Here is a 14093-nt window from a genome sequence, read left to right as displayed (position 1 = left end):
TCAGTTTGAGCTCTACGATGTCTCAATTTGTGGACGCCATGGCAAGTGTTTTCGCGCTAGACTGCGATCCGTCCTGAATTAGGCTTTAGCATCCTCGATATCGCGGGGGTCCAGAAGCGGCGCAAACACCCGCCCATGCACCATCCATGATACGCCATATGTGAGCAGGCAAATCGTCTCGCCCACATAGATCAACCGGTATTGCCGCACCACTTCCTCACCAAGCTCAAAGGCAAGCCCCGTGGCTCCCAAGGAGACAAGGATAATGGTGCCTGACACGCGGTAAAGCCGGTTGCGGCGGCGCTTGGTCGCAATCAGCTCTCCGTCCGGGCCCACTTGCTCTGGCGTGACGCGGGTGAAGACGAAGAAGCAAAACCAGGCAAGGATCAGGAACACGATGACCGAGGCCCAGAGATGGATCTGGTCGCTGACGGTTTCGAAGATTGTTTTGCCCTCAAAGGCGTCCGGCTTGACCTCTTCCAGCATAATCCAGCCATCGGCAGGAAAAAACGCAACAAGGAACATGCACACCCCACAAAAACTGGCGAGCGTTGCGATCTTGGAGTGCCACCCTTGATAGGCGAACATGGCCACGCCCAGAAACACGAGGCAGCCGACAAAAATGTCTCCGAGGAGAAACTCCTGATAGTAAAAGGCGCTAAGGCTTTCGGTGAACTCACCAAGGTCGAAGAGGTTCAGGATCAATCCACCGAGGGCGAGCACGATCGGCATGCCGAGCGCGACATAGCCGATGATGGCGGCCAACCGCTTTTGTCCGGCGCGCTTTGCCGGGTTCTGGGCATGGACGTTGCCCTGTTCGAGCGGATAGCGCTCCTCGCCCACTTCAAATGGCTGTAATCGCATGGGGTCCCCTTACTTCCGGCCGCGAGTTTACAAACTGTGCGCAAATAGAAAAGTGACAGGCGCACACCTTGGCAGCTTGGCAGCCGAAATGTCGCGTAGCATCAGCCGCACGCTCGCAGGGACGCAAGGGGATTAGCACAGGAAATTTGAAGAGAAGTGGTGCCCCTGGCCCGACTCGAACGGGCACTCCGTTAGGAATTCGATTTTGAGTTCGAACGCGTCTACCAATTCCACCACAGGGGCACACCTGCGCGTTAGCAGAAGCGCGCTGTTAGCGAGGCTTGGCCTTTATCGCAAGCTTCCCGCCAGAATTTTGTGCAGTTTGGAATGCAGCGCATCATTGGCAGCGATAATCTGCTTGGAATGGATCTGTTCCGAGCGTCCGCGATAGTCGGAGACAAACCCGCCCGCCTCTCGCACCAGCAAACAACCCGCAGCCGTGTCCCAATCGTTGAGTCCGCTTTCCCAAAAGCCGTCAAAACGCCCTTGAGCAACGTAAGCGAGATCAAGTGACGCCGCGCCAAAGCGGCGGATGCCTGCGACTTCGGGACCGATGGCGCCGAAAATGCGGCTCCATTCGGCAAAGTCGCCGTGACCCTGAAACGGAATACCGGTGGCGATCAAAGCGTCAGACAAATGGCGGCGTGCCGAGACGCGAAGACGCGCATCCTGAAGCCACGCGCCGCGGGTTTTTTCTGCCCAATAGGTCTGGTCGCTGATCGGGTTGTAGATGACACCGGCGGTCACTTCGCCCCAGCCTTTACCATCAAGGCGCGGTTCCTGCACCGCGATGCTGATCGCGAAATGCGGGATGCCGTGGAGGAAGTTGGAGGTGCCATCGAGGGGATCGACAATCCAGCGCGGTTTGTCCGGCGCACCTTCGATCACACCAGCCTCTTCCATCACAAAGCCCCAGTCTGGGCGCGCATGGAGCAGCTCGTCATATATCGCGCGCTCTGCACGCATATCAGCTTTGGAGACGAAATCCGCAGGGCCCTTGCGGCTCACCTGCAAGTGTTCAACTTCGCCAAAATCGCGGCGCAAACGCCCGCCCGCTTTGCGAGCGGCGCGCTCCATCACGCGGATAAGGCCTGAAAACATCGACATAATGGTTAGCTCGCTTTGCCGACGTAGGTTTGCTCATACACGTCAACGATGATGCGCGTGCCGCTTTCGATATGCGGCGGAACCATGATGCGAACACCATTGTCGAGCACGGCAGGCTTGTAGCTGGACGAGGCGGTTTGCCCCTTCACCACGGCGTCAGCCTCGGTGATTTCGGCCTCGATCTGCGCCGGGAGCTGCACGCTGATCGGCTTTTCTTCCCACAGCTCGAGCATGACCTGCATGCCGTCCTGCAAGAACGGACGAGCATCACCAAGAAGGTCGTTGGGCAAGTTGATCTGCTCATAAGTGTTCGTGTCCATGAAGACGAGCATGTCGCCGTCTTCATAGAGGAATTGGTATTCCTGCGTATCGAGGCGCACCTTCTCGACCGTATCGGCGCTGCGGAAGCGCACATTGGTTTTGCGGCCGTCCTGAAGGTTCTTCATCTCGACCTGCATATACGCGCCGCCTTTGCCGGGCTGGGTATGCTGGATTTTGGCAACCTTCCAGATGCCGTTTTCATACTCGATGATATTGCCGGGACGGATATCGACGCCGCTGATTTTCATGAGACAAATGCTTTCGAAAAATGTGACAGGCGCTGCCGCTGTTGAGAGCCGCGCACCTCTGACTGGAAATCAAAGCGCGCCAATAGCCGCTGTGTCCATCCGGGGCAAGCGCAGTGACGGCCTTGGCCCTGCCGCTGCCGCTAAGACTGCCCCTGGGCCTGCCCCCGAGCCTGCCCTTCACGCAGGATGCATGTTTTTACGGTTAACGCGCTGGCCGTCCTTACGGTAAATCGGTAGTAAAGCATGAGGCAGGTATACAAGCGAAGCATGCGAACCCTATTCATCATCTTATTGGCAGTGAGCGGAGCCGTGGTTGCGACCGCCGGACCGGTGCTGTCCAAACAAGGCATGGAGCATCGAGGCCCTGCCCAAGACGCTGCCCGAGGCGGGGCCCAAGCGAGGGTTCCTGCCGGCGGGATGCTGCGCACCATGCCGCATGGCGATTATGAATGCGCTTTGCCCGGCGATGCCGGTGGCCGCGCCTATGAGGTGGTGAAATCCGAAGGTTTTCGGATCAGCACCGCGTCGCGCTACAATTCTGATGCAGGTTCGGGCACGTACATTCTTCGCGGCAACAAATTGACCTTCACCGCAGGCCCCAAAAACGGCGAACGGTTTGAACGCGTTGGCGAAAACCAGCTGCGCAAGACCGACGCCAAAGGCGAACGCGGCGATCTTTTGTGCACAAGGTTAGCCGACCGCCGACAATAGGCCCGCTACTCCACGAACAACCAGTAATGGTGCACGAAGTAGAGTTCGCGCAGCAAAAAGTCGCCTTTTGTAGACCACGAACGATAGAGCGTCGTTGGTGTGGCACTCGCCCTGGCGGTGACATTGAGGTCGCCCGCCATCATCATCGCCCGGCGCAAGTGATAGGGATCAGAGACAATCAGCGCGTCCGGAATACCGGCAGAGGCCATGACGCCTTTGGCCTCGATCAGATTTTGCCGTGTCGTGCGGGACATGTCTTCCGTCAGGATCGCAGCCGGGGGTACACCTGCGCTTTGGGCATAGACCTTTGCCGCCATGGATTCAGACACAGCATCTTCTGGCGAGCGAGCGCCCGTAAAAACGAGCCGAGAGACCCGGCCTGCCTTATAAAGCGCTACCGCGTGATCGATGCGCGCGGCGAAAACGGGCGATGGTTTGTCAAAGTCGACCCCCGCCCCAAGAACGACGGCTGCCTCTGCGGTGTCCGATTTGCTTTGCGGCGGTCCGGTTGCAATCCACACGGCAACCGCGGCAAGCCACACAGTTATAGCAGTAAAGCAAACAAGGAACGCTTTCTTCATTCGCCCCGGATTTGCTTTGCGAAAGCCTGTATGACTTTCGCCTCATCGCCATTCCAGACCGCTCCTGAAACGGCGAGAAAATCCGCGCCTGCAGCCACCAGTGGCCCGCAATTTTCCGGTGTAATCCCGCCGATCGCGACCAGCGGAATCTCGAACAGTTTCACCCAGCGCTCAATCATGTCGGTGGTGGGGTGTTCAGCCTCACCCCGGGACTGAACTGTGTCCTTGGTGGTGCTTTCGAAAAACGCACCGAAGGCAACATAGTCGGCCCCCGCCTCGCCCGCTTCCATCGCCATATGCATCGACGCGTGACAGGTCACCCCGATCTGCGCATCTCGGCCCAGTTCTTCGCGTGCTTCCCTCGGATCACCGTCATCCTGCCCCAAATGCACACCGTCAGCTTTCAATCGTTTCGCAAGCGGGACGCTGTCATTGACGATAAAGGCCACATCATGCGCCGCGCAAATTTCCTGCAAGGGCGCTGCAAGCCGCGCCGCCTCGTGCTGGTCTGCGATGCCCTTCACCCGGAATTGAAACGCGGTCACGATGTCCTCACCCGCCTCAAGCGCACGCTTAAGCCGGTCAGGAAAATCGCCGTCCACATCTTGCGGGGAGATCAGGTAAAGCTGTGTGTCCGTCATGGCTTGCGCTTAGCCATCCTTTAGCCCTTCGCCAAGCCAGCACTGCCTATTCGACCGAAAATCCATGATTTCGCATCGCCAGGTCAAAGGATGCGGCATCATCGCAGCGAATAAATACACGTGTCTTGCCCTTATCCACCGCGCTTTTCAGATCAAGGCAGCGATTTGGATGAGCAATAGGTGCAAGATTAAGGCTTGCCTTGTCGTCATGTGCGCCCTGCTCCCACGACGATTTGACACCACTCACATTCTCAAGCGCGACTTCAACATTTTTGAGGTTGCCTAGTCTGAGGCTCAACACGCCGTCCCGCAATTCATGCGGCAGACGTTTGAAGGAGAGTATCCAACGGACAAGCCACACTGCGCCAAGCGCTGAAATCGTGGTCAAGGTCCACCCGATCAATGGCCATTTGAGCGCAACGAAGAGGTGAACCACCACCAATTCAATGAGCGATAGGACAAACAAAACCCACATCATCGGCGCAAGACCTTGATGGTAGGGGAAGCTCTGCGGCTCGCTCATCGGGGCTCTTCACCCCGCGACGCTGGCCGCCTGAATTTGGTCGATGGCCTTGCCAAGCGTGCCGTCGAATTCATCGTCCGATTGGCCCTTGCGCAGGTCCTGAAGAAGGCCGCGGCTAAAGCTTGCGATCATGCCTGGGTTCTTGGCGAGGTGAGCGCACGCGTCATCTGTCGAAAATCCACCGGACAGTGCGACCACGCGCAGCACATTAGGGTGCTCGATTGCGGGGGTGTAGTGGCCGGGTTTTACAGGGATCGAGAGCTTCAGCATCACCTTGCGGCCCTCTGGCAGGGCGTCCAGACCCTTCATGATTTCAGCCAGAAGAATATCTTCGCCCGCCTCGCGGTCGTCCGCTGTAATGTCAAACTCAGGCTCAAGCATTGGCATAAGCCCTGCGTCAGCAATCTGGTTGCCGATTTCAAACTGCTGAGCCACCACGGCGGCTATGCCCTTGGCATTGGCTGATTTGATGACCGAACGCATTTTGGTGCCGAACATGCCGTGGCCAACCGACTTTTCCAGCAGCGCGGGAAGCTTGTCCAAAGGCTTCATCATTTGCGCGCCGTTTTCTTCGTCGGCGAGACCCTGATCAACCTTGATGAAAGGCACGATGCCGCGCGCTTTCAATGCATCGGCGGTGGACTTGCCGTCGACTTGCCCATCCATCGTTTTTTCAAACAGGATAGCGCCAATCACCTTGCCGCTGGAAAAGCATGGCGAGGTGATGACGCGGGAGCGCATTTTGTGAATTTGGGCGAACATTTCCTCGTCGCTCGACCACTCATTGTCTTCAACACCGTACCCGCGAAGCGCCTTGGGAGTTGAGCCGCCTGATTGGTCAAGCGCTGCGATAAAGCCTTCGCCGGTTGCAATTTTGGCTGTCATCTCTTGAGTGTTCATCGTGAAAAGGTCCCTGCCCTTGCATTCGTATGCGTGAGTGTTTCGTGCCCTTTAGCCATGCCGCCCGTAACGGGCAACCGGGCTTGCTAGGGTCGTTTGGAGAACTTGCGAATAATTCCGGTAAAGCTGAGCACCGGCGCGCCGTCGCCTGTTATCAGGCCTCTGATAAAAATGGTCTTACCGCCGCCGCGTGTCACTTCGCCGCGCGCTTCCATCAAGGCACCAGGCTTTGCCCCGCCCAGAAAATCGCTGGACAGGTTCATGGTCACGCCCATCTGGTCGCGCATTTCATCGGTCGCGATTGCGAACAGCGCAAAATCGGCAAAAGTCATCAGGCATCCGCCATGCATCGACCCTGCCCCGTTCATGTGCTTTTCTTCGGCACGAAAGGCGCTCAGATACGACCCGTCATCCTCGCGGCGCATAAAGAACGGGCCGGACCGCGTTTCATACGGGTCGTGGTTCCAGTGATACCATCCGGCAAACTCGCCTTCCTTGCATTCAACAGCGTTGCCATAACCGTATTCGGTTTTCTGCTCGGTCATTTGTAGAGTTCCTTGGATAGGCGCATCAACGCCACAATTGCAGCGCGCGAATGGCATCGCACAGCTTCGTATCGGGCTCTGTCGGGGCAAGAGAGCGCTCGGCCAATTGCCACTTGCGTTTGATTGTCCCGCGCCGCCACAGATCGGTCAAAAGAAAGGTGCCGGACCAGTCGTTGCCGCCGATGTTCAGTTCCATATCGACCTGGCCGCAATACCACGCAGTCGCGCCATATTTGCGGACCGTTGCTTCGTGAAAGCGAAAACCCTTGCATCGTAGCCCGCGATCAAGCCCTGCCAGAAAGCTTGGCCGGTCGAGCAGCGCAGGCGGCTGTGTGCCGAACAGCATCAGGCAATTTCGGGCAACAACCGCGCGCACTTCATCGCCGTCGCGGTTCATCCACGCACGCATCAGGCGCGTTTCATCGACCTCAAGTTCGGCCTGAATTCTGCTCATTTTAGCCTTCCAGAGCCGCAACACCGGGGAGGGTTTTGCCCTCCATCCACTCAAGGAACGCGCCGCCTGCGGTAGAGATATAGGTCACGTCTTCGGTGACGCCAGCCTGTGCCAGCGCGGCGACCGTGTCCCCGCCCCCGGCAACGCTGATCAGCGATTCTTCAAGAGTGAGCGCAGCAACATGATTGGCAAGCGACATGGTCGCGGTGTCAAATGGCTCGGTTTCAAACGCGCCCAGAGGCCCGTTCCATACCAGCGTGCGGCAGGTTTTGAGCACATCGGCGAGCGCTTCGGTAGCCTGCGGGCCGATATCGAGGATCATCTCGTCTGCGGCGACCTCATGGACGTTGCAGGTGCGCAAGGAAGCAGGGTTTGCCGTGAATTCCTTCGCCACCACCACGTCATAGGGGAGGTGTACGGTGCATCCTGAATGGTCGGCTTCGTCCATGATCTTTGAAGCGGTGTCGGTAAGGTCATGCTCACACAGCGATTTGCCCACATCGACCCCGCGCGCAGCGAGGAATGTGTTCGCCATTCCGCCACCAATGATGAGATGCTGCACCCGGCCGACGAGGTTTTCGAGGACAGCAAGCTTGGTCGAAACCTTCGCCCCGCCCACAACGGCGGCAACAGGGGCTTGCGGATTGCCAAGCGCTGCGTCGAGGGCTTTGAGCTCCTTCTCCATCGCGCGCCCCGCATAGGCCGGCAGGATATGCGCGATGCTCTCTGTGGTCGCATGGGCGCGGTGCGCAGCGGAGAAGGCGTCGTTCACATAGAAATCGCCATGCGCGGCAATGGCTTGCGCGAACTCTGCGTCATTTGCCTCTTCACCCGGCCAAAAGCGGGTGTTCTCCAGAAGGCCGATGTCCCCATCGCGAAGGATGCCAAGGGTTTGTTCCACCACCGGGCCAGCCACCTCGGGGATGAACATGATCTCTTTGCCCAGAACCGTCTCGACATCACCAACAACCATGCTGGTCGACAAGATCGACGAGCGCATCCCCTTGGGACGGCCAAAGTGGGCGAGCAAGAGAACTTTCGCGCCCTTTTGCGAAAGCTCCAGAATGGTCGGCTTTACCGCCTCTGCGCGGGTGAGGTCCGTTGCAGACCCGTCCTTCATCGGAAGGTTGAGATCGACCCGAACCAGCAGGACCTTACCGGTCACGTCACCCAGATCATCGAGGGTTTTGAATGTGGGCATTAGATCGAGTTCTCCAAGAGATTCTTATGCGAAGTCTAGTAGCAAAGGGACGGCGCCCAGGAATGCCACAATCGAGGTGACAATCCCAAGCGGCTTAGAGCGCGACCAACCACTTACACCGATTGCCGCAAGAAGAGCGAAGGATCCAATTCCAAAGCTGAGGGACATGCCGACCTGAACGGCCACAATGGAGTTGCCCGCCATTTCGGGCGGCGCATTGGGGTGACTGTTCGCAATCACCCCGACGCTCATGTAAGCGGTGACGATAAAGGCGACAGCTGCGACGGCGGCCAATCCGATCGCCCATCGGACCACCTTGCCCGGCTTTGCCAAGGTTAACAAAGTGACGAACAGTGTCGCCGAGATACCGCCCAAAAACGCACCCAGAAATCCAAACTGCCGCGCAAGCGCCGCAAGGTATTCAGGGTGCAGTTCCGTGAAGTTCATGAGCCGCGCTTAAAGAAATTTCGCCATCACCTTAGCGGTGTCGATCATGCGGTTGGAGAAGCCCCATTCGTTGTCGTACCAGCTCACCACGCGGGCCAGCTTGCCTTCCATGACGCTCGTCTCGAGGCTGTCCACGGTCGAGCTTGCAGGGTGGTGGTTGAAGTCGCTGCTCACCAGCGGATCGGTCGTGTAATCGAGCACGCCTTTCATCGGACCTTCGGCTGCCGCTTTAAGCGCTGCGTTCAATTCCTCAGCCGTCGTGTCGCGGCCCGGTTGGAATACCAGGTCAACCAAAGACACATTCGGCGTCGGCACACGGATCGAAGACCCGTCCAGTTTACCCGCAAGCTCTGGCAGTACCAGACCCACAGCGCGCGCAGCACCGGTGGTGGTCGGGATCATATTCTGCGCCCCGCCCCGCGCACGGCGCATATCGCTGTGCATCTGGTCGAGCATACGTTGATCATTGGTGTAGGAGTGGACCGTGGTCATAAAGCCGCGCTCAATCCCGACCGTGTCGTTGAGCACCTTCGCGATTGGCGAGAGGCAGTTTGTGGTGCAGCTTGCGTTGGAAACGATCACGTCTTCTGCGGTCAGAACATCGTGGTTCACGCCGTAGACAACGGTGGCAGAAACGCCCTTAGCGGGTGCTGAGATCAGGACACGTTTCGCGCCAGCGGCAAGGTGTGGACGGCACGCTTCGTCGCTTTGGAAGAAACCGGTGCATTCCAGCACGATGTCCACGCCCTGCTCGCCGTGAGGCAGGTTGGCCGGATCACGCTCTGAGGTCACAGCGATGCGTTGGCCGTTGACGACAATCGCGCCCTCTTCGACTTCAACCGAGCCGGGGAAGCGGCCATGGGTTGAATCGTATTGGAACAAAAGAGCGTTGGACTTGGTGTCGGCCAGATCGTTGATCGAGACCAGCTCCATATCGTCATCGCTGCGCTCAAGGATGGCGCGGGCGACAAGACGGCCGATGCGGCCAAAACCGTTAATTGCAACCTTAGTCGTCATTGTGAGGGTTTCCTGCTTAGTTGCTCAATTTGTTGAGGATTTGTGGAACAATCGCCTCTGGAGTGAGGCCGAATTTGGCGAACAGATCATCTGCCGGAGCAGACGCTCCGAAACGGTCGATACCAATGTTGAGGCCGCTGAGCCCCGTATAACGCTCCCACCCTTGGGTAACGCCCGCTTCAATCGAAACGATCAGCGCATCGCTTGGCAAAAGGTCTGCTTTGTAAGCGGCGTCCTGAGTATCAAACAGCTCCGTGCATGGCATGGAGACAACGTCTGTACCGATGCCTTGGCTCTCAAGTGCGGCTGCACAATCTGCGGCGAGCGCGACTTCGCTGCCCGAGGCAACGAGCACGACTTTGCGCGCGGCTTTGGCCGGTTGGAGGCGATAGCCACCTTTGGCGCAGCGGTTGTCCGCGCCGGTCCATGCCTCATCGCCCTTACCGCGCAATTGCGGCAGGCCCTGACGGGTCAGCGCCAACACCGAAGGCGTCTCGGTTGATTTGATCGCGAGCGCCCAGCATTCGGCGGTCTCAATCGTGTCGCACGGGCGGAAAGTCAGAAGGTTCGGGATCAGGCGAAGGCTCATCACCTGCTCGATCGGCTGGTGCGTCGGACCGTCCTCGCCAAGACCAATGCTGTCATGGGTCATGACGTAAATCGCGCCTACTTGTTGCAGCGCCGACAGGCGGATCGCATTGCGGCAATAGTCCGAGAAGATCAGGAACGTGCCGCCATATGGGGTCACGCCGCCGTGAAGCGCCATGCCATTCATCGCGGCTGCCATGCCGAATTCGCGGATCCCGTAATAGACATAGCGGCCCGAATAATCGTCCGCCATGAATGGGGTGGTCGAAGGCGTCTTGGTATTGTTGGAACCGGTGAGGTCGGCTGAGCCGCCGATAAGCTGCGGCAGTTTCTCGGTCAGAGGCCCGAGCGCCATTTCGCTTGCCTTACGGGTGGCAACCTTCTTGGGCTCTGCGGCAAGACCGCGAATATAATCCTGCAAAGCCGCATCAGCGCCCGCCGCTGGACCCGCCATTTGCGCTTCGAAAGCGTCCTTGTGCGCCGACGCCGCAAGCCGTGCATCCCACGCCGCACTCTCCTCTGCGCCCTTCGCACCGACAGCGCGCCAGTTTGCCTCAATATTCTCAGGCACTGTGAATGGTGCCGCAGCCCAGCCAAGAACATCGCGCGCAGCGGAAATCTCGTCAGGGCCAAGCGGCGCGCCGTGCGTTGCGCTGGTGCCTTGCTTGTTGGGGGCGCCTTTGCCGATGATGGTTTTGCACGCGACAAGTGACGGGCGCGGATCGGCCTTGGCCTCTTCCAATGCCGCATCAATGCTCGCAAAATCGTGGCCATCGCATTTGACCACATGCCATCCGGTTGCCTCGTAACGGGCGCAAATGTCTTCGCTGGTCGACATATCGGTGCCACCATCAATGGTGATCGCGTTGTCGTCCCAAAGGATGTTCATCTGGCCAAGCTTAAGGTGGCCCGCAAGACCAATCGCTTCGTGGTTGATACCTTCCATCAGGCACCCGTCGCCCGCCACAACCCATGTGCGATGGCTGACCAGATCATCACCAAATTTCGCGTTCAAATGCCGCTCTGCCATCGCCATGCCAACAGCCATCGCAAGGCCCTGACCCAGAGGACCGGTGGTGCATTCAACGCCATCAAGCAGGAAGTTTTCAGGGTGGCCCGCGCACGGGCTGCCCAATTGGCGGAAGTTCGCGATTTCCTCCATAGTGGGACGCGCATATCCCGACAGGTTGAGAAGCGAATAGATCAGCATCGAGCCATGGCCTGCCGAGAGCACAAAGCGGTCGCGGTCGGCCCAATCGGGGCGCGCGGGATCGAACTTCATGTGCCGGTCAAACAGCACCGTCGCCACATCTGCCATACCCATAGGCATACCGGGGTGCCCGGAATTGGCTGCTTGAACCGCATCCATCGACAAAGCGCGGATTGCATTGGCCATTGGCTGAAGGCGTGCGGGGTCGATGGTCATGTGACGGCTTGGCTCCTGCTAGCTCGCCATGGCGCGGCGAACATTGGTGGTGGTCGCAATTCTTCAGGCGAGATTACAGGGGGCGATTCGCAGCCCTACCCGCCGTGTGAAAGGCCATTGCCGAGCGGCCTCACGAGGTCAACACTTGGCCCTGCATTGATACCGGCTAAGCGTGCATTGAGCCTGTAAATCCATCCTCTGGTCGAGATCATTTATCAACAGAGCGAACCAATGCTTTGCGAAAGGGAGCAAACTTGGTAAATCGTTGGGCCATGAGCGCCACACGTATCGATCAGGCAATGACCCGCATCACCGCAGCGATGTCTCGCATTGATGCGGCGCGGCTGGAGTTGAAATACTCCTCGGAGAAGGCCGAAAAAGAGCCTGCACCCGCGGATGGCGGCGGCTCTGCCCGCGTGATGGCTCTGGTCAATGCCCATGAGAAGCTTCGCGAAGAAGTGGCTGATACTCTTGGAGAATTGGACACGCTGATCGAGGAGCTGGAGGGTGAATAAGGTCAAGATCCAGATCGGCCCCCGCACCTACCAGATCGCCTGCGATCCGGCAGATGAGGAAAAGGTGCGTAAGTTCGGCGCATTGATCGACGAAAATTACGCTAAACTGGGCGGTGCACGCGCTGCGCAAGAGGCCGATAATATGGTCTTTGCCGCGCTCTTCATGGCCGACGAACTCGACGAAGCGCGGCGAGACATCGGCAATGCCCGCACAGAGCTCGCTCAGGCCAATGCTGAACTGGCCCGCGCAAAAGACGATATTGCAAACGCTTCTCGCAAGGCAAAGTCCGAAGTCGAGCAGGACATCGAAAAGGCCAGCAAGGGCAAAGCTGAACTCCACGCAGAGATCGAAACCTTGCGCAAGGCCGAGGAGCATTCGCGCAAGGAAATCGCCAAGCTCAAGGCGGAAATCGCCGCAATGCAGGAAGATGCGCGTCACCAGCACGACCTATTCGGCAGCGCCGAGGACAATGCGGCCCACACCAAAGCTCTTGCCGAGAAGCTCGAGGCACTGGCCTTGCGCGCCGAGACTGCCGCGACCGAGCTTGAAGGTCAGGTACAAGTCTCCTAGATAGCTTCTTGGCGGGGCTGCCCGGCACGAGCTAACGAACATCCCTGAGGCTATAAGCAATCCATAGGGAGCTGTCCCTTCTTTAGATTACGGGTTTGTCCTGGGGTCTAGAGTATACGGCGCCCACCTGACGTTTTCGCGTCAGAGGATTTCATGGTCCGGCCCATGGTGGTTCCGTCACGTCTTTGTTTTTTCGAGAGCGCATCCGCACTCTCGTCCTCGCTATACGGGCAGGCAAGCTGCCCACGCTGCGGGCGGGCGGTCGCCCTTTCGGCCTTCGGCCGTTGGTTGGAGCCCAAAACATCACTAAAGCCGACCTTAGAAAATCTCTACGCAAGGCTCGCCGCGAGCATGTGTTGGCTCAGCCTGACATCGTGCGAGGGCTGCTGTTCAACACGCCCCCTCGCCCTCTCTTGCCAAAGATCGACGCTGGCGCGGTGATCGGCCTGTATCACGCGACCGAATTCGAAGCGCCAACAGGTGCTTACGCGCGGTTCTTCCAGGAGGCAGGGCATACTATAGGTCTGCCGTACTTCGCCGATGAAAGCGCGAGCATGGAGTTTCGCATCCACACCGATCCGCATGCAGAAACCGACCTTGAACCGGGGCCTTTTGGCCTTGTTCAGCCCCCGCAGGACGCAGCCCTCATCTCTCCCGATATCGTCTTCGTACCTTTGATAGGCTTTACGCAGGACCTCGAACGCCTTGGCCAAGGTGGCGGACACTATGACCGCTGGCTGACGGCACACCCGGACACATTGGCAATCGGCCTCGCCTGGGATGTGCAATTGTGCGAAGAACTGCCGGTAGAGCCACACGATATGAAACTCAGCGGGGTCATCACCCCCACTCGGATGTACGGATTAGAATAGGTTGCACCTACGAATTGGGTGCGGTCACGACTGGATGAGAAATCGTCTGCTAAAGGAGTAAGGACGACGGACATGTGGAACATATTCAAGGACGAGGGACGCATAGCTGGCGATTTCTCATCCAGCCCCCCATTTCAGGTCTTTGGGGCGGTTTGGCCTAAATCCGCTCTCGCAGCGTCACATTCACTTGAAAGTGAGCCGCACTTCCTGCGCTCACGTTCCTCGCGAAAGCGGATTTTGTCCCAAATCGTGATCCACACCCAATTCGTAGGTGCAACCTAATGCGCGAGACACCCACCTGGAGAATCCCTGTCGGCATTATCGGCCTGTTTCTGGGTCTGATGGTCTATGGCATTTTGATCGCCGTTTATCTCGCTGATATTCTCGCTGGCTGGCACTGGTTGGCGCAGACCGTGGTCTACATCTTTCTCGGCGTCGTCTGGCTTTTGCCGCTGGGCAATTTCCTCATCTGGATGGAAACGGGGAAATGGGGAACAAAGCCCGACTAGCGTTTTCGTCACTGCGACGATTGCAAGCCTGCACCCTTGCCAGCCTGAACCC

Annotated in this window: 18 protein-coding genes, 1 tRNA gene and 1 other RNA gene; 6 read left to right on the top strand and 14 right to left on the bottom strand. The window is 58.3% G+C overall.

Annotated elements, in window-relative coordinates:
• Positions 1 to 78 precede the first annotated feature (78 nt).
• The 4 genes from AC0V6Q_RS03460 to efp form a co-directional block, all read right to left on the bottom strand.
• The gene (locus AC0V6Q_RS03460; RefSeq protein WP_486167027.1) at positions 79 to 864 is read right to left on the bottom strand and encodes a DUF998 domain-containing protein; all 786 of its coding nucleotides are present in this window, start codon (positions 862 to 864) and stop codon (positions 79 to 81) included.
• A gap of 157 nt (positions 865 to 1021) precedes the next feature.
• A tRNA-Leu gene (locus AC0V6Q_RS03455) sits at positions 1022 to 1107 on the bottom strand.
• A gap of 45 nt (positions 1108 to 1152) precedes the next feature.
• Positions 1153 to 1971 (bottom strand): inositol monophosphatase family protein, encoded by an 819-nt coding sequence (locus AC0V6Q_RS03450; protein WP_486167026.1) that lies wholly within the window; start codon positions 1969 to 1971, stop codon positions 1153 to 1155.
• A 5-nt stretch (positions 1972 to 1976) separates the two neighbouring features.
• A complete protein-coding gene (gene efp / locus AC0V6Q_RS03445) occupies positions 1977 to 2540 on the bottom strand; it encodes an elongation factor P (protein WP_486167025.1) in 564 nt (187 codons plus the stop codon).
• 267 nt (positions 2541 to 2807) lie between these two features.
• Between efp and AC0V6Q_RS03440 the strand changes: the two genes are divergently transcribed.
• Positions 2808 to 3251: an elongation factor P gene (locus AC0V6Q_RS03440; RefSeq protein ID WP_486167024.1), complete on the top strand. Its 444-nt coding sequence runs from the start codon at positions 2808 to 2810 to the stop codon at positions 3249 to 3251.
• 5 nt (positions 3252 to 3256) lie between these two features.
• Here the strand turns inward: AC0V6Q_RS03440 and AC0V6Q_RS03435 are convergent, their stop codons facing one another.
• From AC0V6Q_RS03435 to tkt, 10 genes are all read right to left on the bottom strand, one after another.
• Positions 3257 to 3832, bottom strand: a complete 576-nt coding sequence (locus tag AC0V6Q_RS03435; RefSeq protein ID WP_486167023.1) for a YdcF family protein — start codon at positions 3830 to 3832, stop codon at positions 3257 to 3259.
• Positions 3829 to 4473: a thiamine phosphate synthase gene (gene thiE, locus AC0V6Q_RS03430; RefSeq protein WP_486167022.1), complete on the bottom strand. Its 645-nt coding sequence runs from the start codon at positions 4471 to 4473 to the stop codon at positions 3829 to 3831. Before thiE ends, AC0V6Q_RS03435 begins: the two co-directional genes overlap by 4 nt.
• A 46-nt stretch (positions 4474 to 4519) precedes the next feature.
• Complete coding sequence (locus AC0V6Q_RS03425) at positions 4520 to 4996, bottom strand: hypothetical protein (RefSeq protein ID WP_486167021.1); 477 nt, start codon at positions 4994 to 4996, stop codon at positions 4520 to 4522.
• Between the two features lie 9 nt (positions 4997 to 5005).
• The gene (locus AC0V6Q_RS03420) at positions 5006 to 5896 is read right to left on the bottom strand and encodes a fructose bisphosphate aldolase (RefSeq protein ID WP_486167020.1); all 891 of its coding nucleotides are present in this window, start codon (positions 5894 to 5896) and stop codon (positions 5006 to 5008) included.
• Positions 5897 to 5982: 86 nt separating this feature from the next.
• Positions 5983 to 6441 (bottom strand): PaaI family thioesterase, encoded by a 459-nt coding sequence (locus AC0V6Q_RS03415; RefSeq protein ID WP_486167019.1) that lies wholly within the window; start codon positions 6439 to 6441, stop codon positions 5983 to 5985.
• 25 nt (positions 6442 to 6466) lie between these two features.
• A complete protein-coding gene (locus AC0V6Q_RS03410) occupies positions 6467 to 6895 on the bottom strand; it encodes a nuclear transport factor 2 family protein (RefSeq protein ID WP_486167018.1) in 429 nt (142 codons plus the stop codon).
• A gap of 1 nt (position 6896) precedes the next feature.
• A complete protein-coding gene (locus tag AC0V6Q_RS03405) occupies positions 6897 to 8096 on the bottom strand; it encodes a phosphoglycerate kinase (RefSeq protein ID WP_486167017.1) in 1200 nt (399 codons plus the stop codon).
• Positions 8097 to 8120: 24 nt separating this feature from the next.
• A complete protein-coding gene (locus tag AC0V6Q_RS03400; RefSeq protein WP_486167016.1) occupies positions 8121 to 8543 on the bottom strand; it encodes a hypothetical protein in 423 nt (140 codons plus the stop codon).
• A gap of 9 nt (positions 8544 to 8552) precedes the next feature.
• A complete protein-coding gene (gene gap, locus AC0V6Q_RS03395; RefSeq protein ID WP_486167015.1) occupies positions 8553 to 9560 on the bottom strand; it encodes a type I glyceraldehyde-3-phosphate dehydrogenase in 1008 nt (335 codons plus the stop codon).
• A 16-nt stretch (positions 9561 to 9576) separates the two neighbouring features.
• Complete coding sequence (tkt, locus tag AC0V6Q_RS03390) at positions 9577 to 11574, bottom strand: transketolase (RefSeq protein WP_486167014.1); 1998 nt, start codon at positions 11572 to 11574, stop codon at positions 9577 to 9579.
• 272 nt (positions 11575 to 11846) lie between these two features.
• Here tkt and AC0V6Q_RS03385 point away from each other — a divergent pair, with 272 nt between their 5' ends.
• From AC0V6Q_RS03385 to AC0V6Q_RS03365, 5 genes are all read left to right on the top strand, one after another.
• Entirely contained in the window at positions 11847 to 12089 is a 243-nt protein-coding gene (locus tag AC0V6Q_RS03385; RefSeq protein ID WP_486167013.1) for a hypothetical protein, read from the top strand.
• Positions 12082 to 12660 carry a cell division protein ZapA gene (locus AC0V6Q_RS03380; protein WP_486167012.1) on the top strand — a complete coding sequence of 193 codons (579 nt, stop codon included), beginning with the start codon at positions 12082 to 12084 and terminating at the stop codon, positions 12658 to 12660. Before AC0V6Q_RS03385 ends, AC0V6Q_RS03380 begins: the two co-directional genes overlap by 8 nt.
• A gap of 11 nt (positions 12661 to 12671) precedes the next feature.
• Positions 12672 to 12839: non-coding RNA, 6S RNA (gene ssrS, locus AC0V6Q_RS03375), on the top strand.
• Between the two features lie 105 nt (positions 12840 to 12944).
• Positions 12945 to 13532 carry a 5-formyltetrahydrofolate cyclo-ligase gene (locus tag AC0V6Q_RS03370; RefSeq protein WP_486167011.1) on the top strand — a complete coding sequence of 196 codons (588 nt, stop codon included), beginning with the start codon at positions 12945 to 12947 and terminating at the stop codon, positions 13530 to 13532.
• A gap of 281 nt (positions 13533 to 13813) precedes the next feature.
• Positions 13814 to 14041, top strand: coding sequence for a DUF2842 domain-containing protein (locus tag AC0V6Q_RS03365; protein WP_034957542.1), 228 nt, complete (start codon positions 13814 to 13816; stop codon positions 14039 to 14041).
• Positions 14042 to 14093: the final 52 nt, after the last annotated feature.

The organism is Erythrobacter sp. S227, assembly GCF_057364925.1.
Note: the sequence above shows the minus strand (reverse complement) of the source record. Positions and strands in the feature narration are given on the sequence as shown.